17 protein-coding genes are annotated in these 20,944 nt (G+C 68.3%); 8 read left to right on the plus strand and 9 right to left on the minus strand.

The window, feature by feature from the left end:
- Positions 1-87 precede the first annotated feature (87 nt).
- Genes AC0LPE_RS14135 through treY form a run of 3 tightly spaced genes read left to right on the plus strand, consistent with a single transcriptional unit; the run spans position 88 to position 6,919 of the window.
- Positions 88-2,190 carry an acyltransferase family protein gene (locus tag AC0LPE_RS14135; RefSeq protein WP_490604702.1) on the plus strand — a complete coding sequence of 701 codons (2,103 nt, stop codon included), beginning with the start codon at positions 88-90 and terminating at the stop codon, positions 2,188-2,190.
- A gap of 47 nt (positions 2,191-2,237) precedes the next feature.
- A complete protein-coding gene (gene glgX, locus AC0LPE_RS14140; RefSeq protein ID WP_230791317.1) occupies positions 2,238-4,529 on the plus strand; it encodes a glycogen debranching protein GlgX in 2,292 nt (763 codons plus the stop codon).
- Positions 4,526-6,919: a malto-oligosyltrehalose synthase gene (treY, locus tag AC0LPE_RS14145; protein WP_490604703.1), complete on the plus strand. Its 2,394-nt coding sequence runs from the start codon at positions 4,526-4,528 to the stop codon at positions 6,917-6,919. Before glgX ends, treY begins: the two co-directional genes overlap by 4 nt.
- Here the strand turns inward: treY and AC0LPE_RS14150 are convergent.
- On the minus strand, positions 6,916-7,428 hold the full coding sequence (locus AC0LPE_RS14150; RefSeq protein WP_160875790.1) for a DUF2029 domain-containing protein: 513 nt from the start codon (positions 7,426-7,428) through the stop codon (positions 6,916-6,918). The two genes, treY and AC0LPE_RS14150, sit on opposite strands and share 4 nt — an antisense overlap.
- Positions 7,425-7,646 (minus strand): helix-turn-helix transcriptional regulator, encoded by a 222-nt coding sequence (locus AC0LPE_RS14155; RefSeq protein ID WP_160875788.1) that lies wholly within the window; start codon positions 7,644-7,646, stop codon positions 7,425-7,427. Before AC0LPE_RS14155 ends, AC0LPE_RS14150 begins: the two co-directional genes overlap by 4 nt.
- 368 nt (positions 7,647-8,014) lie before the next feature.
- On the opposite strand from AC0LPE_RS14155, the gene AC0LPE_RS14160 reads away from it, so the two are divergent.
- A complete protein-coding gene (locus tag AC0LPE_RS14160) occupies positions 8,015-9,292 on the plus strand; it encodes an amidohydrolase family protein (protein WP_490604704.1) in 1,278 nt (425 codons plus the stop codon).
- Positions 9,293-9,394: 102 nt separating this feature from the next.
- Here AC0LPE_RS14160 and AC0LPE_RS14165 read toward each other — a convergent pair whose 3' ends face one another.
- A complete protein-coding gene (locus AC0LPE_RS14165) occupies positions 9,395-9,880 on the minus strand; it encodes a TIGR00725 family protein (protein ID WP_060652834.1) in 486 nt (161 codons plus the stop codon).
- A gap of 123 nt (positions 9,881-10,003) precedes the next feature.
- Here AC0LPE_RS14165 and AC0LPE_RS14170 point away from each other — a divergent pair, with 123 nt between their 5' ends.
- A complete protein-coding gene (locus tag AC0LPE_RS14170; RefSeq protein WP_016695721.1) occupies positions 10,004-10,417 on the plus strand; it encodes a YchJ family protein in 414 nt (137 codons plus the stop codon).
- Positions 10,418-10,427: 10 nt separating this feature from the next.
- Here the strand turns inward: AC0LPE_RS14170 and AC0LPE_RS14175 are convergent, their stop codons facing one another.
- Entirely contained in the window at positions 10,428-11,099 is a 672-nt protein-coding gene (locus tag AC0LPE_RS14175; protein ID WP_490604705.1) for a TetR/AcrR family transcriptional regulator, read from the minus strand.
- Between the two features lie 111 nt (positions 11,100-11,210).
- On the opposite strand from AC0LPE_RS14175, the gene treZ reads away from it, so the two are divergent.
- Entirely contained in the window at positions 11,211-12,959 is a 1,749-nt protein-coding gene (treZ, locus tag AC0LPE_RS14180) for a malto-oligosyltrehalose trehalohydrolase (RefSeq protein WP_490604706.1), read from the plus strand.
- An 86-nt stretch (positions 12,960-13,045) separates the two neighbouring features.
- Positions 13,046-13,324: a hypothetical protein gene (locus AC0LPE_RS14185; protein ID WP_490604707.1), complete on the plus strand. Its 279-nt coding sequence runs from the start codon at positions 13,046-13,048 to the stop codon at positions 13,322-13,324.
- A gap of 9 nt (positions 13,325-13,333) precedes the next feature.
- On the opposite strand, the gene ilvA is transcribed toward AC0LPE_RS14185, so the two are convergent.
- Together ilvA and AC0LPE_RS14195 are read right to left on the minus strand one after the other, a co-directional pair.
- Entirely contained in the window at positions 13,334-14,653 is a 1,320-nt protein-coding gene (gene ilvA, locus AC0LPE_RS14190) for a threonine ammonia-lyase IlvA (RefSeq protein WP_016695725.1), read from the minus strand.
- A gap of 124 nt (positions 14,654-14,777) precedes the next feature.
- Positions 14,778-15,221: a nitroreductase family deazaflavin-dependent oxidoreductase gene (locus AC0LPE_RS14195; RefSeq protein ID WP_016695726.1), complete on the minus strand. Its 444-nt coding sequence runs from the start codon at positions 15,219-15,221 to the stop codon at positions 14,778-14,780.
- A 138-nt stretch (positions 15,222-15,359) separates the two neighbouring features.
- On the opposite strand from AC0LPE_RS14195, the gene AC0LPE_RS14200 reads away from it, so the two are divergent.
- Positions 15,360-15,587 carry a hypothetical protein gene (locus AC0LPE_RS14200; protein ID WP_160875778.1) on the plus strand — a complete coding sequence of 76 codons (228 nt, stop codon included), beginning with the start codon at positions 15,360-15,362 and terminating at the stop codon, positions 15,585-15,587.
- Positions 15,588-15,653: 66 nt separating this feature from the next.
- Here AC0LPE_RS14200 and dnaE read toward each other — a convergent pair whose 3' ends face one another.
- From dnaE to AC0LPE_RS14215, 3 genes are all read right to left on the minus strand, one after another.
- Positions 15,654-19,190: a DNA polymerase III subunit alpha gene (dnaE, locus tag AC0LPE_RS14205; protein ID WP_490604708.1), complete on the minus strand. Its 3,537-nt coding sequence runs from the start codon at positions 19,188-19,190 to the stop codon at positions 15,654-15,656.
- A 38-nt stretch (positions 19,191-19,228) separates the two neighbouring features.
- Positions 19,229-20,128: an EamA family transporter RarD gene (gene rarD / locus AC0LPE_RS14210; RefSeq protein ID WP_026061060.1), complete on the minus strand. Its 900-nt coding sequence runs from the start codon at positions 20,126-20,128 to the stop codon at positions 19,229-19,231.
- Between the two features lie 167 nt (positions 20,129-20,295).
- On the minus strand, positions 20,296-20,943 hold the full coding sequence (locus AC0LPE_RS14215; RefSeq protein ID WP_160875774.1) for a hypothetical protein: 648 nt from the start codon (positions 20,941-20,943) through the stop codon (positions 20,296-20,298).
- Between the last annotated feature and the right edge of the window lies 1 nt (position 20,944).

Raw genomic sequence — 20,944 nt, forward strand, 5'->3', positions numbered from 1 at the left:
TGAACGACGCTCACGGCAATCGACCGGTGCGCTCGTCGCCGGTTCGCAGCACAGCCGAACACGTAAGACACCGGGGGTATCCGTCACATGTCCGTCCACACCTCGGGACCGGAACTCGAGAGTGGTGCGCGGACAGCAGGCACGCGCCCCGCACGTCGTGCCGACATCGACGGACTGCGCGGTCTCGCGATCGCGCTCGTGGTGATCTTCCACGTCTGGTTCGGTCGCGTCTCCGGTGGTGTCGACGTCTTCCTGGCGCTCTCCGGCTTCTTCTTCGTGGGCACGCTCCTGCGGACGGCCGACTCCTCGGCCCCGCTCGATCCGCGTCCCGTCCTGCGGCGGATCGGCCGGCGTCTGCTGCCGCCGCTCGTCGTCGTGCTCACCGCCGTCGCGGCCGCCACGGTGGTGCTGCGGCCGTTCACGCAGTGGCTCGAGGTGGCCGACCAGACCGGCGCGTCGCTGCTCTTCTTCCAGAACTGGCACCTCGCCCGCACGGCGAGCGACTATCTGGCCGCCGATCCGATGGTCAGTCCGCTCCAGCACCTGTGGTCGATCGCCGTGCAGGGCCAGTTCTACATCGCGGCGCTCGTGGTGGTGTTCGGCTTCGCGTGGCTGCTGCGGCGGATGTCGGTGCCTGTCCGTCTGCCACTGACGGTGCTGCTGGCCGTCCTCACCGCGGCGTCGCTGGCGTATGCGGTGCTCGCCGACCGGCCGCAGTCGTGGCTGTACTACGACAGTGCCGCCCGTGCGTGGGAGCTGACCCTCGGTGGACTGCTGATGTGCCTGTCGCCGTGGCTGCGGGTTCCGCGCGTCCTGCGGATCGTGCTCGGCGCCCTCGGCCTCGCGGTGCTGCTCGCGTGCGGCTTCGTCCTCGACGGCAACTCCCTCTTCCCCGGCCCGTGGGCACTCGTCCCCGTCGGTGCGGCGATGGCGCTCGTCGTCGCGGGCATCCGCTCCGGCTCCGGTCCTGACTCCGACTCCGGCGCCGAGCACGACACACCGTCGGCGCGACTGCTGGCGTCCGCGCCCATGGTGCGCCTCGGGGCGATCGCCTACGCGCTGTACCTGTGGCACTGGCCGATCCTCATCGGCTACCTGATCGTGCGCGGCCATACGTCGGTCGGCCTCGTGGGCGGACTCGTCGTGATCGCCCTGTCGCTGCTGCTCGCCGAGGCGTCGACCCGGTGGTTCGAGGACCCGATCCGCCGCGTCGAACCCCCTCGGCCGTCCCGCACCGCGCTCGTAGGTGTCGTGACGGTCCTGGCCGTCGCCCTCGTCGGGGCCGCGAACCTCTGGCACACCCATGTCGACCGTTCGACGGAGACCCTCGACGACATCGCCGCCCTGCCGACGGAGCTGTATCCCGGCGCGGCGGTGTTCGATCCCGCCGTCTCCACCGAGCCGCAACCGGTGCAACCGCCGCTGCTCGTCGCCCATCGCGACCTGCCTCCCGCGACGCTCGACAACTGCATCGCCCAGCACACCAATCGCACACCATTGACCTGTACCTACGGCGACCCGCTCGCGACGCGACGCATGGTGATCGTCGGGGGGTCGCACTCGGAGCACTGGCTCGCCGCGCTCGACGCGCTCGGCATCGAACACGGTTTCCGCCTCGACACCTATCTCAAGGTCGGGTGCCCGCTCTCCGATCCCCTCGCCCCGCTCGTCGAGGAGTCCCCGACGGTCGAGTGCGACACGTGGTCGACCGCCGTGCTCGCGGAACTGCGCGCAGATCCGCCCGACTACGTGTTCACCACGTCGACGCGCACCAAGGACCAGGGCGAGGGACCGGGCGACTTCGTTCCGTTCTGGTACGTCGATCTGTGGGAGACGCTCGCCGACTACGGCATCCCGGTGGTGGCGATCCGCGACAACCCGTGGCTGTTCCGCGGCGATCTCGCCTATCGGGCCGCGGACTGCCTCGCCGGGGGCGGCACCGCGGAAACGTGCGGGGTGCCGCGCGAGGAGGCGCTGGACCCGATCGACCCGGCCGTCGCCGCATCCGCGCACCTGCCCACCGTGTCGCTGCTCGACCTGTCCGACAAGTTCTGCCGGCAGGATCTGTGCCGGGCGGTGGAGGGAAACATCCTCATCTACCGTGACGAGAACCACCTCACCACGACCTACGTCCGGACGTTGACGCCCGAGCTCGGCCGACAACTCGGTCCCGCCACCGGTTGGTGGTGACGCGCTCATCCGGTGCCGGGAGCGCCGGAAGACTACTGTTGGCGTGCATGGAGCCCATCGAAGCGAGCGCTGGCGACGAGATGCCCGAGACCCTGGAAGTATGGCCGGGATCCCCGTATCCCCTCGGCGCGACCTACGACGGGGCGGGCACGAATTTCGCACTGTTCTCCGAGATCGCCGAGAAGGTCGAGCTGTGCCTCATCTCCCGCGACGGGAGCGAGACCCGCATCCCGCTCGAGGAGGTGGACGGTTACGTCTGGCACGCCTACCTTCCGACGGTCTCCCCCGGTCAGCGTTACGGTTACCGCGTGCACGGTCCGTTCGATCCGGAGAACGGTCACCGGTGCGATCCGAGCAAGCTGCTCCTCGACCCGTACGGGAAGGCGTTCGACGGGTCGTTCGACGGCGACCCGTCGCTGTTCTCGTACCCGCTGCCCGGCGCCGAGCCCGAGGCCGACAGCGCCGCGGACGAGAACACGGACGACACCGCCGGCACCGAGGACACCGACACCGGCGACGCCGCGTCCACCGACGATGCCGAGCCCGAGGCGATCGCGACGGGGCAGACCTCCGACGCCGCCGCGGAGCTGCCCGGCCTGGATTCGCTGGGGCACACCATGACGACCGTGGTGATCAACCCGTTCTTCGACTGGGCGACGGATCGCCATCCCCGTCGCCCCTACAACGAGACGGTCATCTACGAGGCCCACGTCAAGGGCATGACGGCGACGCATCCGGACGTCCCCGAACACATGCGGGGCACCTACGCCGGTCTCGCGCACCCGGCGATCATCGACCATCTCCTCGATCTCGGCGTCACCGCGATCGAACTGATGCCCGTGCACCAGTTCATGCACGACCAGGTGCTGATCGACCAGGGACTGCGGAACTACTGGGGGTACAACACCTTCGGGTTCTTCGCGCCGCACGCCGAGTACTCGTCGTCGACCAAGCCGAGCGCCGTGGTCGCCGAGTTCAAGGCGATGGTGCGGGCCTTCCACGAGGCGGGCATCGAGGTGATCCTCGACGTGGTCTACAACCACACCGCCGAGGGGAACCATCTCGGTCCCACCATCTGCTTCCGCGGCATCGACAACGCCGCCTACTACCGCCTCGTCGACGACGACAAGGCCTACTACATGGACTACACGGGAACGGGCAACAGCCTCAATGCCCGTCACCCGCACACCCTGCAGCTGATCATGGACTCGCTGCGCTACTGGGTGACCGAGATGCACGTCGACGGCTTCCGGTTCGATCTCGCGTCGACCCTGGCGCGCGAGCTGCACGACGTCGACCGGCTGTCGGCCTTCTTCGATCTCGTCCAGCAGGACCCGGTGGTCTCGCAGGTCAAGCTCATCGCCGAGCCGTGGGACGTCGGTGAGGGCGGCTACCAGGTGGGCAACTTCCCCGGTCAGTGGACGGAGTGGAACGGCAAGTACCGCGACACGGTCCGCGACTACTGGCGCGGCGAACCGGCCACCCTCGGCGAGTTCGCGTCGCGCCTGACCGGCTCGTCGGATCTGTACGAGGACACCGGCCGCCGTCCCGGCGCGTCGGTCAACTTCGTCACCGCCCACGACGGGTTCACCCTCGCGGATCTGGTGTCGTACAACGAGAAGCACAACGAGGCCAACGGCGAGGACAATCGCGACGGCGAGTCGCACAACCGGTCGTGGAACTGTGGGGTGGAAGGTCCCACGGACGATCCCGAGGTCCTCGCGCTGCGCGGGCGCCAGCAGCGCAACATGCTCGCGACGCTGATCCTGTCGCAGGGCACTCCGATGCTCGCCCACGGCGACGAGTTCGGTCGCACCCAGCAGGGCAACAACAACGTGTACTGCCAGGACAACGAACTGTCGTGGGTGGACTGGTCGCTCGCCGAGTCCAACGCCGACCTGGTCGCGTTCACCCGCAACGTGATCGCGCTGCGCACCGACCATCCGGTCTTCCGGCGTCGCAGGTTCTTCGAGGGCCGGCCGATCCGCAGCGGCGATCAGTCCCGCGACATCGCGTGGCGCACACCGGCCGGCGACGAGATGATGCCCGAGGACTGGGACAGCGGTTTCGGCAAGTCGCTCGCGGTCTTCCTCAACGGCGAGGGCATCCCCGAACCCGATCAGCGGGGACAGCGCGTCGTCGACGACTCGTTCCTGATGTGCTTCAACGCCCATCACGAACCGATCGAGTTCGTCACCCCCGACGGCCCACACGCCGAGGAGTGGACGGTCGCGCTCGACACCGACGTTCCCGACGGTCTGCGCGAGGAGATCGTCGTCGCCGGTAAGCCGGTCCGGGTGCAGGCACGCTCGGTGCTGGTGCTCCGGAAGACCCGGTGACCACCGGAGGTGCGGAGTCGGCAGGTGTGAGCGGCACCGGCGCGGGGAATACTGCGCCGGTGTTGTCCACCTACCGACTCCAGATGCGCGGCGACGAGTGCACCTTCGCCGACGCCGTCGCCCTGCTCGACTATCTCGACGCCCTGGGTGTCTCGCACGTCTACCTCTCCCCCGTCCTCAGCGCGACGATCGGCTCCACCCACGGATACGACGTGGTCGACCCCGGTACGGTCTCCGAGTCGCTCGGGGGACGCGAGGGCCTGGAACGGCTGTCGCGGGAGGCACGCGCACGGGGCATGGGGCTGGTCGTCGATATCGTCCCCAACCATGTCGGGGTGGCCGACCCACGCCAGAACGCGTGGTGGTGGGACGTCCTGAAGCACGGCTCCGGATCCCGGTACGCGTCCTTCTTCGATCTCGACCTCGCCGGCGACAACGGCGCGGACGGACGGATCGCCCTGCCGGTGCTCGGATCCGACGACGACGTCCGTGAACTGACCGTCGACCGTTCCGGCGACGAGCCTCTGCTCGCTTACTACGACAAGAGATTCCCCATCGCCCCCGGAACCGACGACGGCGATGGCGAAGAGGTCCATGCGCGGCAGGCCTATCGGCTCGTGGCGTGGGACTCGGGCCTGATCGGATACCGCCGCTTCTTCACCGTCGACGATCTCGCCGCCGTGCGGGTGGAGGATCCGGCGGTGTTCGACGCGACGCACGAGCAGGTCGCGTCGTGGATCGCCGACGATCTGGTCGACGGGATCCGCGTCGACCATCCCGACGGTCTCGCCGATCCGGCCGGTTATCTCGCGCGTCTGCGCGAGGTGATCGGTCCCGATCGGTGGCTGGTGATCGAGAAGATCCTCGGCGACGCGGAACCGCTGGACGCGACCCTGCCGGTGGACGGCACCACCGGCTACGACGCGCTCGGGGAACTGTCGGCGGTGTTCGTCGATCCGTCCGGTGAGCCGGAACTGAACGCCCTGTCGCGCAGGTTCACCGGCACCGAGGGCGACGCGGCGTGGCTGCACGCTCGCGAACACGACCTCAAACGCTCGGTGCTCGGCAGCGGACTCGCGCCGGAGGTGCGCCGACTCGTGCGGGCGATCCGACGCGAGACCGGCGACACCGACTGCGACGACGCGGCGCTGCACGAGGCCGTGATCGCCGTCGCCGCACAACTTCCCGTCTACCGCGCCGACTACGCGCCGCTCGCGACCCTGGTGCCGCGCATCGTCGGCGACCTCGCCCGGACACAACCCTCGCTCGACCCGGCGCTCGCGGTGTTCGCCCGGGCGCTGGCCCTCGGCGGCGAGGCCGCGACACGCTTCGGCCAGGTCTGCGGTGCCGCGACCGCCAAAGCCGTCGAGGACTGCCTGTTCTATCGGGCGGCGCGGCTGATCTCGTTGCAGGAGGTCGGCGGGCAACCCGCCCGTTTCTCCGTCACCCCGGCCGAGTTCCATCTCGCGTGGACCCAGCGGGCGCGGCAGTGGCCGCGGGCGATGACCACCCTGTCGACCCACGACACCAAACGCAGCGAGGACGTCCGGGCGCGAATCGGCGTGCTCTCGCAGGTCGCCGACGAGTGGTCCCGCCGGCTCGGGACGTGGAACGACCGTGCGCCCGCACCGGATCCGGCGATCGGCCTGTTCCTGTGGCAGACCCTGTTCGGGGTCTGGCCGCTCGACGGAGTGGTGACCGCCGAACTGCGCGAACGGATGCACGCCTACGCGCAGAAGGCGCTGCGGGAGAACGGGACCCGTTCCACGTGGACGGAGGTCGACGAGGAGTTCGAGACCGCCGTGGGCAGCTGGCTGGACGCGATCTTCGACGGGCCGGTCGCGGGCGAGCTCACCGCATTCGTCGCCGAGCTCGAACCGCACGTCGCGGCCGTCTCGTGCGGGCAGAAGCTGCTGCAACTGCTGGGGCCGGGTGTTCCCGACGTCTATCAGGGCACCGAGCTGTGGGACGACTCGCTCGTCGACCCGGACAATCGACGGCCGGTGGACTTCGACGCCCGGCGGCGACTGCTCGACGCCCCCGATTCGGCCCCGGCGAAGTTCACGATCGTGCGCACCGCGCTCCGGTTGCGCCGCGAACGACCGGCAAGCTTCGTCGGTGGCGCGTACGTTCCGGTCCTCGCCGCCGGCCCGGCCGCCGAGCACCTGCTCGCGTTCGGCCGCGGTCCGGCTCCGGACGACCTCGACGTCCTCGCGGTGGCCTCCCGCCGCACCGTGGCGCTGTCGCGCTCGGGCTGGAAGGACACGACCGTGGATCTGCCGGACGGCGACTGGTCGGACGCCCTGACCGGACGCTCTTTCACCGGTCGGGTCCGGGTCGCCGATCTGCTCGATTCCCAGCCGGTCGCAGCGCTCGTCCGCGCCCGTTAGTCCTCGAGCGCGTCGAGCGCTTCTTCCGCGTCGAGCCGGCGCTGGGTGCGTCGCCGACTCCAGGCGAGAACCAGTCCTGTGAGGACGATGACGACCGCCGCGCCGGCGACGCGCCCCGCCCAGGTCGCGGCGTCGTTCTCGAAAGGCCGGCTCTCGTAGCGCAAGCGGAGGAAGATGCCGGCGACGCCGACGAGATAGAGCGCGGCGGCGGCGGCACTGCGGGGTCGCCACAGTTTCGCGGTGGCGTACAGGTCGACGTCGCGTTGCCGCGCGTACAACTGGGTCACGATCGACACGACGAACCAGGCCACGAGGAGGCCCAGCGCCGTCCACGCCCCGGGGCGGCCGGCGAGCCACGGGAGCAGCGCCGCCGCGACCAGCGCGATCCATTGGGACAACTGGAATCCCACGGCCGAGGCTTCGTTCCACACGTCGCGCTGACGTTCGTCGCGGTAGAACTCGTCGTCGAGATCGCCGATGAAGCGCGCGGTTTTCAGGAAGACGGTCATGAGAGCTCCTTGGTGGTGAGCGGGAACAGTTCCTCGACCGTGGTGTCGAGTCTGAGGGCGAGACGAAGGGCGAGGTAGACGCTGGGCGCGTAGTCGCCCTTCTCGGTCGAGACGATGCTCTGCCTGCTGACGCCGACCGCGTCGCCGAGCGCGGCCTGGGTGAGTCCCGCTTGCTTGCGGAATTCGCGGACCCTGTTGCTCCTCGGTGTGTCGGTCACGGCCAGAAGTAAACTCTGCTTGTCATTTTGCGTCAAGCATTCTTGTCATTTTCGATCATCGAACCACCCCGGCACACCCGTCGAACTGGACATGCGATCACCCCTCGGCACAGTCGATCACGAAATAGAGAATTACATTCTCTCAATCGAAGGTTCCGACACTGCTCCGGCCTTCGGCGAATCATGCAACAATGCCGCGATTTCCGAGCGGGATCCGATCCCGACGAGGGGCGGATTCGGGATCGTCACCTACGGAATCCATCCGATACGCAGCGATCCTTGATTTATGTTCTCGAGTACGGAAATCTAGTTCTCATCGCGAGCGCCGACGCCGGCAGGACCTTTGCGCAGCCCAGGGAGAGGATTCGATGAAAACCGAAGACATGGTGATGATCAGCATCGACGACCACGTCGTCGAACCCGCGGACATCTTCGAGAAGCACTTCCCCAAGAGCCTGATGGACCAGGCTCCCAAACTCACCGCCCATCCCCGCAACCCCACTGTGCAGGCCTGGCAGTTCCAGGGCACCGTTGTCGGCAGTTCCGGCCTCAACGCGGTCGTCTCGTGGCCCAAGCACGAATGGGGCATGGACCCTACCGGCTACGCCGAGATGCGGCCGGGCGTCTACGACATGGATCTGCGGGTGCGCGACATGGACGGCAACGGCACCCTCGCCGCGACCCTGTTCGCCACCTTCCCCGGCTTCGCCGGCACCCACCTGGCGAGCCTGCCCGACAAGAAACTCTCCCTCGCCGCCCTGAAAGCGTTCAACGACTGGGTCGTCGGCGAGGTCCCGGACGCCCACCCGGGGCGGTTCATCCCCATCGGCATCGTCCCGTTCTACGATGCCGAAGAATCGGTGAAGGAGATCGAGCGCATCGCCGCCATGGGATGCCGGTCGATCAGCATCCCGGAGACGCCGTACGGCGTCGGTGAGGGTTATCCCGATTTCAAGTCCGGGCACTGGGACCCGATCTTCAAGGCGTGCGTCGAGCACGACATCGTGCTGTCCCTGCACATCGGCGGCGGCATCAACCTGGTCAAGCGCCCGGCCGGTTTCAACATCGACGACATGATGATCCTCACGCCGCTCATCTCCACCATTGCGGCGACCGACATCATGCTCAGCAGCGCCTTCCAGAAGTTCCCCGATCTGAAGGTCGCGATGAGCGAAGGCGGGGTCGGCTGGGTCGCCCCGTGGCTCGACCGTCTCGACCGGCACATCGTCAACCAGTCCTGGACCGGCACCAGCTTCCTGCCGGCCGGGATGAGCCCGACGGACGTGTGGCGCAAGAACTTCCTCGCCTGCTACATCACCGAGCCGAGCGGGCTCAACAATCGTCACAGGCTCGGCGTCGACACCATCGCGTGGGAATGCGACTACCCGCATTCCGACTCGACGTGGCCGAACTCCCCCGAGATGCTCAAAGAGGAACTCGACGCGTGCGAGTGCACCGACGAGGAGATCGACAAGATCACCTTCGCGAACGCCGCGAAATTCTTCGGCTGGGATCCTTTCAAGCACATCCCGCGTGAGGAGGCCACCGTCGGCGCCCTGCGCGCCCGTGCCACCGACGTCGATATCAGCGAGACGTCCAAGGAGGAGTACCGCCGCCGTTACGAGCTCGCCAACTCCGGCTCGTAGGGCCTGCTCCACAGGAGCCCACAACAGACGATGCCCGCCGATCCGGATCGGCGGGCATCGTCATGTCTGCTGGGTCCTGCCTACTGTCGTGCCACGGTCGACTCATACCGGGTCCTTGCGCCACAGCAATGCATGCAGGCACTCGACGGCCTCGGCGGGCGATTCGACGTCGAGCACTCCCGCGGCGGGCATCCGCCAGCCTCCGATCGCGATGACCGGCACACCGATGCGGACCGCGAGCGCGATCTCGCTCATGGTGCCCCAGCTTCCACCCACCGCGATCAACGCGTCGCTGCTGCGCACAAGCAACGCGTTGCGCATCTCTCCGAGGCCCGTGGGAACGGCCACCGTCAGATAGGGATTGCCCTCGGCACGGTCGTCTCCGGGCAGCAGGCCGAGGGTCGTTCCACCGGCTTCCACAGCGCCGCGGCAGGCTGCCGCCATCACCCCACCCAGACCGCCGGTGACCACGACGGCCCGGCGTCCGGCGAGGAGTCCCCCGACCTGGCGGGCGAGGCGTCGCTGTTCGGGCGTGGCTTCACCCGGCCCCACGACCCCGACATAGCGCTGCGCATTCATGTTCGGCATTCTGCATCATGGAGCGCTCCGGAGCGCGCGGTCCGAGAACATCATTCACGCCCGGTGATCGTCCGCTCCTGCAGGCACCGCCCCGAGGTCGGCCGATCGAGCCCCTCAGGGGAGACTGTGGCCATGAGCAGAGCCGACCGCAGCGCCGACATCAGCCCGGACTCCCCGTGCCCGTGCGGTCGCGGCGTTCCCCTGTCCGAATGCTGCGGGCCGCTGCTGGCCGGCGCGAGCGCGCCCACCGCCGAACGGCTGATGCGTTCGCGATACACGGCATTCGCGACGCGTGATGCGGCGCACCTGCTGCGCACCTGGCACCCGTCCACGCGTCCGCGCTCGATCGAGTTCGACCCCGGTCAGCGCTGGACCGGTCTCGAGGTGTTGCACACCACCGGAGGCGGATTCCTGCACACCACCGGCACGGTGGACTTCCGCGCGCACTGGACGGCGGACGGGGTGCCCGATTCGATGCGCGAGCACAGCCGGTTCGTGCGGGAGGACGGCGAGTGGCTCTACCTCGACGACCGCGGTGACGACTGAACCGACTCCGTCACGGCGCCGTTCGCCGCAACAGCGTCGCGCGCAGCGTCCCCGAGAGCCACTGACGGTATTGGTCGACGTCCCATCCGCGATCCCGTCTCAGCAACGCGTGCACCTGCGGGGAACTCAGGGTGAACAGGACATCGGCCGCGTGCTCGACGGTGACGTCCTCGCGCAGCCAGCCGGCGTGTTCGAGTCCTTCCGCGAGGGTGCGGGCGTTCTCGGCCGTCGCCTTCGCGTCGTCCGCGGCGAAACGACGCATGTCGGGGTCCGCCCCCGATGATTCCACGGAGGTCATGAGCAGCCCGCCCGCGCGTTCGAGCATCGCGGTGCCGTAGCGGACCACCTGCTCGACCACGAGGTCGACGTGCGAGACCGCGCCGCTGCCGTGGGACGATTCCGGATCCGCCGCCGCGACCGCGCGCGGATCGCCGTCGCCGGTCACCGCGTGATCGAGCGCTTCGCGGAAGATCTCCGCCTTGCCGCCGGGGAAGGCGGTGAACACCGTCCGCACCGCCACACCCGCTTCGTCCGCGATGTTCTTGACGGTGGTGCTGACGTAGCCGTCGCGAACGAACAGCCGCGCTGCGGCGTCGCGGATCGTCTCGCGGGTTCGGCGGGCCGCTTCCTCCCGCAACGGTGAGGTGTACCGTCGGCGGGCTCGCTCGGGATTCGGGTTCACTCCCCCAGTATCGAGTGCATTGCAGCTGCAACAAAATTGACGCGCGGCGGGGTGGAACGCCGGTCGGCGCCATTCCCTGCACCGACGCCGTCGACACGGCATGCTGGTCGGGTGCACACCTTCGAGGTCTGGGCTCCGATCCCGTCGTCCGTCCGGCTGTTCGCCGACGGACGGCTCCACGACATGCAACGCGACGGCGACGGCTGGTGGCGCACCACCGTCGACGTCGCTCCCGACACCCGATACGGTTTCGTGCTCGACGACGACACCGGGACGGTCCTTCCCGACCCGCGATCTCCGCGTCAGCCGGAGGGCGTGCACGAGCCGTCGCAGCTTCACGTACTCGACGAGACGAAGTGGACCGACCGCGGCTGGACCGGCCGGCAGCTGACGGGAAGCATCGTCTACGAGATGCACGTCGGGACCTTCACCCCCGAGGGCACGCTCGACTCGGCGATCGACCGTCTCGACGAACTCGTGGATCTCGGTGTCGAGTTCGTCGAACTCATGCCGCTCAACGCGTTCAACGGCACCCACGGATGGGGCTACGACGGCGTGCTCTGGTACGCGGTGCACGAACCCTACGGCGGCCCCGACGCCCTGCAGCGTTTCGTCGACGCCGCCCACGCGCGCGGACTGGCAGTGGCACTCGACGTCGTCTACAACCATCTCGGTCCGTCGGGGAACTATCTGGGGCGCTTCGGCCCCTATCTCTCCGCGGCGCCGGGAATCTGGGGCGACAACATCAACCTCGACGGTCCCGGATCCGGGGAGGTGCGCAGGTACATCCTCGACAATGCGCTGCGCTGGTTCCGCGAGTTCCACATCGACGCGCTCCGGCTCGACGCCGTGCACGCGCTGATCGACCACACCGCCACACACCTCCTCGAGGAACTGTCGGTCGAGACGTTCCGCCTGTCCGCCCATCTCGGTCGTCCCCTGTCGTTGATCGCCGAATCGGACCTCAACGATCCGAAGCTGATCACTCCCCGGCCCGGCGGTGGATACGGACTGCACGCACAGTGGGCCGACGACGTCCACCACGCGATCCACGCGGCGGTGTCCGGTGAACGGCAGGGCTACTACGGCGACTTCGGTTCCCTGGACTGCCTCGCGTACACGCTCGGGCACGGTTTCTTCCACGCCGGGACGTACTCGAGTTTCCGAGGCCGGGTCCACGGGCGCCCGCTCGACACCCGGCGCACACCGGCGAGCGGTCTGGTCGCCTACACCTGCACGCACGATCAGGTCGGCAACCGGGCGCTCGGCGACCGGCCGGGTGCCTATCTCGAACCCGGTCAGCTCGCACTCAAGGCCGCCCTCGTGCTCACCTCCCCGTTCACTCCGATGTTGTTCATGGGCGAGGAGTGGGGTGCGAGCACACCCTTCCGGTACTTCACGTCGCATCCCGAACCGGAACTCGCCGCCGCCGTCGTCGAGGGTCGCCGGCGCGAGTTCGCCGAACACGGCTGGGACGCGGCCGACGTACCCGACCCGCAGGCTCCGGAGACCTTCATCGGCTCGAAGCTCCGTTGGGACGAACGCGACGAGGACGGGCACGCCCGGTTGCTGGAGTGCTACCGCGCGCTCATCGCGCTCCGGCGGGACCGCGCCGAGCTCACCGATCCCTGGCTCGAGCACGTACACGTGACGTACGACGAGGACGAGAAATGGCTCGTCGTGCACCGCGGTGCGCTGCGCGTGGCGTGCAATCTCGGACCCGACCCCGTCACCGTTCCGGTCGGCGGGAGGCCGCTGCTCTGGTGGGACGAACCGGTGGTCAACCGCACCGAGTCCGCAGTGCTGATCCCGGGCTGGTCCTTCGCGATCCTGGAGGCACCCGAAACGCCACGCCGATAACGTTCGTCAGGCGAAAAAGTCGTTGATTATGCCACGAGTGGGCGAGTACCGTCTCAAGTACCGTCGAATTCTCGAGGTGAATCACCATGAAACCCAAGAAGATTCTGGCGAGCGTATTCCTCAGCACCGCCCTCGTCCTCGCCCCTGCGGGGGTTGCCTCGGCGTCACCGGTGGTCGACACCTCCCCTGGCGTCGTCGTCGTCAACCACGACCACCGCGGCTACGACAAGCACCACGACAACGATCACTGGAAGGATCGCGACCACGGCAAGCACCACAACAGGGACTGGGACCGCCGTTGGGACAATCCGTGGCGTCCCGACTGCTTCTGGTTCGGCCCCTGGCTGGTGTGCTCACCCTGGTAGCGGCTCCGACTAGGTGAGATAACGGTAGGCCGGCGACCCCGGCTCGAGTCGCTGCGCGTCGATCGGCGACGCGTCCATGCGATTGAGAAGGGCCGAAAGGTCTTCCGCGGCACCCAGTTCGATACCGACGAGGGCAGCGCCGGTCTCCCGGTTGTTGCGCTTGACGTACTCGAACAGGGTGATGTCGTCGTCCGGTCCGAGGACTTCGTCCAGGAACCGGCGCAGTGCGCCGGGCTCCTGGGGGAAGTCCACGAGGAAATAGTGTTTGAGCCCGCGGTGGACGAGCGACCGCTCGATGATCTCGCCGTAGCGTGAGACGTCGTTGTTGCCGCCCGACACCAGGCACACCACGTTCGCTCCGGGCTGCACCGAGATCGACTCGAGGGCAGCGACGGACAGGGCGCCGGCGGGCTCGGCGATGATGCCCTCGTTCTGGTACAGATCGAGCATCGTGGTGCACAGCGCACCCTCGTCGATCTGGGTCATCCCGAACGGGGCCCGGCCGAGCCCCTCCCGGCGCAGCGTGGCCACGAGCGGCAGGCTCGAATGGGACACGACCTCGGCACCGAGTTCGGAGACGACGGCGTAGGGGACGTCACCGATCCGCTTGACCGCAGCACCGTCGACGAACGGCTCGACCTCCGGCAGCGTGACGGGACCGCCCGCGACCAGCGCGGCGGTCATCGACGCTGCGCCGGCCGGCTCGACGCCGACGATCGACGTACGTGGGGACCTCTCGCGCAGATAGGCGGCGACACCGGCGATGAGGCCGCCCCCTCCCACGGGGACGAGCACGACGTCGAGATCGCCGTCGAGCTGTTCGAGGACCTCGCGCGCGATGGTGCCCTGCCCGGCAGCGGTGCGGGCGTCGTCGAAGGGCGGGATCATCGTCGCCCCGGTGCGGATCGCATCGTCGGCTGCCGCTGCAGCCGCGGCGTCGAAGGTGTCGCCGACACCGATGAGTTCGACGCTGTCGCCGCCGTGGACACGGATCCGATCGCGCTTCTGCTTGGGCGTGCGGGTGGGCACGTAGATCCGGCCCTGGATTCCCATCACCCGGCACGCGTAGGCGACACCCTGCGCGTGATTACCGGCGCTGGCCGTGACGACGCCCGCGGCGCGCTCGGCCGCGTCGAGCTGCGCCATGGCGTTGTACGCCCCACGGAGCTTGAAGGACCGCACCCGGGTGAGGTCCTCACGCTTGAGGTAGACGTTTGCGCCCACGAGCGCCGAGAGTCGAGGGCTGCGCTCGAGCGGCGTGGGGGCGACCGCCTCCGAAATTCGCTCGGCAGCCGCATCGATGTCGGCCGCGCGGGGCACGGCGGTCACAAGCGTCGGTTCTGCTGTTCGCGAAGTGGAGGTCACCCGTCAATGCTGCCACTCCCCCGATTCGCCCACCACGGCGGGACCCGCATCGAGGGGTGGCAGCACAGTCCGTCCGATCGTGCCCGGTCTACGAGCCCTCGACCGGTTCGAGAACGAAGACGGGGATCTCGCGGTCGGTCTTCTCCTGGTACTCCGCGTAGGGCGGGAACGCCTCGACGGCACGTTCCCACCACTGCGCCTTCTCCTCGCCGTGGACCTCGCGGGCGGTCATGTCCCATACCTCGGTGTGGTCCCTCACCTCGACGTGCGGGTTCGCGACGATGTTGTGGTACCAGACGGGATGCTTCGGCGCCCCGCCGAGCGAGGCGACAGCGGCGTACCTGCCCTCGTGCTCGACCCGCATGAGGGGGATCTTGCGGAGCTTGCCGGACTTGGCGCCGACCGTGGTCAGGATGATGACCGGCCGCCCCTGGAGGGTCGTGCCGCGGGTTCCGCCCGACGACTCGTACTCCTCGACCTGCTTGGCGCTCCATTCGACGGGACTCGGTTCGTATTCTCCGTGCAGTGGCATACCGACCAGTCAACACACTCGTTGTGACAGTCGCCGCCCGATCGCCGAGTTCGGTGGCCCGAACTCTTCCCTGCGCCTATCCTGAAGAAAGAATTCCGCGCGGCCTACAGCCGCCCTGTCCACAGGAGGTGCACCGCGATGTCCGTGCTCGATACCCGGATACGCCGTGAGCGCACCGACGGTGTGGACATCGCCGGCACGATCTGGCCTTTGTACAAGCTCGAAGCACTCGCGGCCGGTCTCCTGACCCTGCTCGTGGTCCTCGTCGTCACCACCAGCGTCCAGAGCGCCGTCCTCGGTGCCGCTGCGGTCACCGTCGTCGTGTGGTGGGTCCGCAGGATCCAGCAGCACACACGGCGCGCGTAGGCGAACCGGCCGACCCCGGCTTCCCGCGCGGCGCTCACCGAAGGGCTCGCGCCGCGCGGCGGACCGCTAGGTGGCCAGGCAGCCCGGCCCGAGCAGGGCCTTGAGGTCGCCCATGAGCGCCGACGACGCTTCGACCCGCAGGCTGTCGTCGAGCTTGAGGACGGTGACCTTGCTGCCGGTGATGAGCCGCACGTGCACGTCGGACGAACCGGGATGGCGCGTGAGCACGTTCTTGAGGGCACCGACCTTGTCGGGGGTGCACAACCGGGTGGGCATCGACACCGAGACCGGCTTCGCGACCCCGATCTGCGACAGGTCGGGGACGGCGAGATCGTTGGCGATCAGGGAGATCCGGTCGTCGCGGATCGACACCCGGGCCTTGACCAGCACCACCGAGTCCTCCACGACGTCCATGCCGTAGACGGCGTAGGACTGCGGGAAGAACAGCACCTCGATGCCACCGGTGAGGTCCTCGAGCTGCGCGGACGCCCAGGCGAGACCGTTCTTGTTGATGCGCCGGTTCACCGAGGCGAGGATGCCGCCGACGGTGACCTGGCTGCCGTCCTTGAGCGCGCCTTCGAGGATCGCGGGGATCTGGGTGTCGGCCTGGGACGCGAGGACGTGCTCGACGCCGTTGAGCGGGTGCCCGGAGACGTACAGGCCGAGCATCTCCCGTTCGAGGGCGAGGCGGTGCTTGGTGTCCCATTCCTCCTCGGGGATGCGGACGTTGAACACCGCGGCGACGGATTCGTCGGCGTCGTCGCCGCCGAACAGGTCGAACTGGCCGATCGCCTCGGCCTTCTTCGTGCTCATCACCGCGTCGATCGCGTCGGCGTGGACGAGCATCAATCCCTTGCGCGGGTGCCCGAGCGAGTCGAATGCGCCTGCCTTGATGAGGGATTCGGTGACCTTCTTCGAACACGCGACGGTGTCGATCTTGTTGAGGTAGTCGGAGAAGTCGGTGTAGCGACCCTTCTCCTCGCGTCCCTTGATGATCGAGGCGACCACGTTCGTGCCGACGTTGCGGACGGCGCCGAGGCCGAACCGGATGTCCTCACCCACCGACATGAAGTTGGTGTGCGACTCGTTGACGTCCGGCGGCAGCACCGTGATGCCCATCTTGCGGCAGTCGGACAGGTAGACCGCGGCCTTGTCCTTGTCGTCGCCGACAGAGGTGAGCAGACCGGCCATGTACTCGGCCGGGTAGTTCGCCTTGAGGTAGGCGGTCCAGAACGAGACGAGACCGTAGCCGGCGGCGTGCGACTTGTTGAACGCGTAACCGGCGAAGGGAAGAACGGTGTCCCACAGCGCGGTGATCGCCGCCTGCGAGAAGCCGTTGTCCTTCATGCCCTGCGCGAAGCCGTCGTAGGCCTCGTCGAGGATCTCCTTCTTCTTCTTACCCATCGCGCGACGCAGCAGGTCTGCCTGTCCGAGCGAGTAACCGGCCACCTTCTGAGCGATCTGCATGATCTGCTCCTGGTAGACGATCAGGCCGTAGGTGTCGGCGAGGATCTCCTTGAGCGGTTCCTCGAGCTCGGGGTGGATCGGCTTGACCTCTTGCCGCCCGTTCTTGCGGTCGGCGTAGTCGTTGTGCGCGTTCATGCCCATCGGGCCGGGGCGGTACAGCGCGAGCACGGCGACGATGTCCTCGAAGCCGGTGGGCTGCATGCGGCGCAGCAGGTCGCGCATGGCGCTGCCGTCGAGCTGGAACACGCCGAGCGTGTCACCGCGCGCGAGCAGTTCGTAGGTCGCCGGATCCTCCAGCGGGAGGGTGTCGAGGTCGAGATCGATCCCGCGGTTGACCTTGATGTTCTCGATCGCGTCGCCGATGACGGTGAGGTTGCGCAGACCGAGGAAGTCCATCTTCAGCAGGCCGATGGCCTCGCAGGACGGATAGTCCCAGCCGGTGATGATCGCGCCGTCCTGCGCGCGCTTCCACAGCGGGATCGCGTCCATGAGCGGCTCGGACGACATGATCACCGCGCAGGCGTGGACGCCGGCGTTGCGAATCAGGCCCTCGAGTCCGAGGGCGGTGTCGTAGATCTTCTTGATGTCCGGATTGGACTCGATCAGCTGGCGGACCTCGGCGGCTTCCTTGTAGCGCTCGTGGCTCGGGTCGGTGATACCCGAGACCGGGATGTCCTTCGCCATGATCGGCGGCGGCAGGGCCTTGGTGATCTGGTCGGCGATCGCGAATCCGGGCTGGCCGAACTGCACTCGCGCGGAGTCCTTGATCGCGGCCTTCGTCTTGATGGTGCCGAACGTGATGACCTGGGCGACCTTGTCGTTGCCCCACCGCTCGGTGGCGTAGCGCACCATCTCACCGCGGCGGCGATCGTCGAAGTCGATATCGATATCGGGCATCGACACGCGCTCGGGGTTGAGGAACCGCTCGAACAGCAGACCGTGCGGGATCGGGTCGATGTTGGTGATGCCCATCGCGTAGGCGACGAGCGAACCGGCGGCCGAACCACGGCCGGGGCCGACGCGGATTCCGACCTCGCGGGCGTGGTTGATGAGGTCGCCGACGACGAGGAAGTAGGCGGGGAAGCCCATCTGGTTGATGACGCTGATCTCGTACTCGGCGCGCTCGACGTACTCGCGGGGCGGGCCGGCGGGGAAGCGCCGGTCGAGGCCGCGCATGACCTCCTTGTGCAGCCAGCTCGCCTGCGTCTCCCCTTCCGGCACCGGGAAGACCGGCATGCGGTCGCGGTGGGTCCACACGTCCTCGTAGGACTGCACGCGCTCGGCGATGAGCAGCGTGTTGTCGCACGCACCCGGCACCTCGCGGTCCCACTGCTCGCGCATCTCCTGCGCCGACTTGAGGTAGTAGCCGTCGCCGTCGAACTTGAAGCGGGTGGGGTCGGAGAGGGTCTTACCGGTCTGGATGCACAGCAGCGCCTCGTGGTTCGCGGCCGCATCCTTGGTGACGTAGTGGCAGTCGTTGGTCACCAGCGGCGGGATGTCGAGCTTGCGGCCGATCTCGATCAGGCCCTCACGCACCCGGCGCTCGATGGACAGGCCGTGGTCCATCAGCTCGAGGAAGAAGTTGTCCTTGCCCCAGATCTCCTGCCACTTCGCGGCGGCCTCGAGCGCTTCGCGTTCGTGGCCGAGGCGCAGGCGCGTCTGGATCTCGCCCGACGGGCAGCCGGTCGTGGCGATGATGCCCTCGTGGTGGTGGGCGATGAGCTCTTCGTCCATACGGGCCCACTTGCCGAGCTGACCCTCGATCGACGCGAGCGAGGACAGCTTGAACAGGTTCCGCAGACCCTTCGAGTTCTCGGCGACCATCGTCATGTGGGTGTAGGCACCCGAGCCGGAGACGTCGTCGGACTTCTGGCCGGGATCGCCCCACTGCACACGCTTGGTGGAGAAGCGCGACTCCGGCGCGACGTACGCCTCGATACCGATGATCGGCTTGATGCCGAACTTCTTGGCGACGTTGTAGAACTCGCTGGCGCCGTACATGTTTCCGTGGTCGGTCATGCCCACGGCCGGCATCCCCAGCCGTTCGGCCTCCTTGAACAACGGTCCGACCTTCGCGGCACCGTCGAGCATCGAGTACTCGGTGTGGGTGTGCAGATGAACGAACGAGTCAGCCACGCGTGCCTCTCCCGGGATGTCTGTGGGCAGAGACGAGTCTAAGCCGCGCGAGGCTCCGCGGTGACCACGGCACGCTGACGACGGGCCCGCACGAGCGCGTCCGTGCTGTACACCGCCAGTGCGATCCAGATCAGGACGAAACCGATCCACCGCGAGGCGGGCATGTCCTCTCCGAGCACCACCACACCCCACGTCATCTGCAGGCTCGGCGTGAGGTACTGCAGCATGCCGAGTGTCGCGAGCGGGACCCGCTGTGCGGCCGCGCCGAAGAGCAGCAGCGGTACGGCGGTCACCAGGCCCGCCGACACGAGCAGGGCGGTGTGATCGATGCCGTGCCCGAGGAAGGTGCCGGTGCCGGTCACCGCGAGGAAGATCACGTACCCGAGCGCGAACGGGGCCGCGACGATCCCCTCCCCTGTGAGGGAGGTGCGCGGATCGAGCGGCACGATCTTCTTGATCACCCCGTAGGACGCGAACGACAGCGCCAGGGTCAGGGCGATGATCGGCGGTCGGCCGTAGTCGACGGTGATGACCACCACCGCGCACACCGCGAGCACCAGCGCCGCGATCTGCGCCGGCCGCAGTCGTTCCCGGAAGAACAGGACACCGAACACCACGCTGACGAGCGGGTTGATGAAGTAGCCGAGCGCGGTCTCCACGACCCGGCCCGAGACGACGCCGTAGATGTAGACGCCCCAGTTGACCGCGATCGCGGTGGACGCCGCGGCGACCAGGCCCCAGGTGCGGGCGGACAGGCCGCGCAGGGTGCCCAGGCGTCCCATGACGCCGAGCACGATCAGCATGAGCACGAGGGTCCACAGCACGCGGTGCGCGAGGATCTCGACGGCGCCGGCGGGTTCGAGCAGACCGAAGTAGGCGGGGAACAGTCCCCACAATCCGTAGGCGCCCAGACCGCACAGCACCCCCGTGCGCACGATGTTCCGCTGCCCCGAGTCGTTCCGTTCCCCCGAGTCGCCCTGTTGCCCCGAGTCGCTCACCGGCTCACCCTACGGCGCCGCCGTTGCGCTGTCGTTTCGAGACACCGTCGTTTCGAGACACCGCTGTTCGAGACACCGCCGTTTCGGGACGGGATCGCACCGCGCCTTCACACCTCCCCGTCGTCCGGTCCGGGCACGACCGTCTCGACGTGGGTGGGCAGCAACGGGGTCACCGCGAAGCGTCCGGCGATCGCGTCGGCGGGCAGGACCTCCACGGCCCGCACGTCCGGCGCGTCGGCGACGGCCCGGAACTGTGCGGGAGTGCCACGGAGCACCGCCGCGACGACACAGTCGCAGCCGTCGGCAAGACTTTGCGCGGAGACCGCCCCGACCCGTGCGGCGCGTTCGGTCCCGAACTCCACCAGGCTCAGCCGGCCCGCGGCGACCGAGGGGGCACGACGCACCGCCTCCGCGTTCTCCGGCACCGCGACCGGCACCAATGGTGTCTGGACGCGGTCGATCGGCACACGGAGGAGCACCTGCGCCACGCGCACCTCGTCGGTGAGTTCGACGACCCGGTCGATGCCGACGGTGTCGGTGAACGACACCAGTCCCCAGTGTTCGAGGTCTCCGTCCGCCTCGGCCTCGGCCAGGCTGTCCGCGGCCCGTGCCAGATAGTCGGCGACCACTTCCCCGTTGTCGGGACCGAGGGTGTCGCTGCCGACCGGGGTCGGCCGCGGCGGTGAGGTCCACCCGGCGACGAGCACGGCGACCACGAGAACGACGACCGCCGCCCAGGGCAGGACGCGTCCCATC

This window comes from Rhodococcus sp. S3 (genome assembly GCF_058211795.1).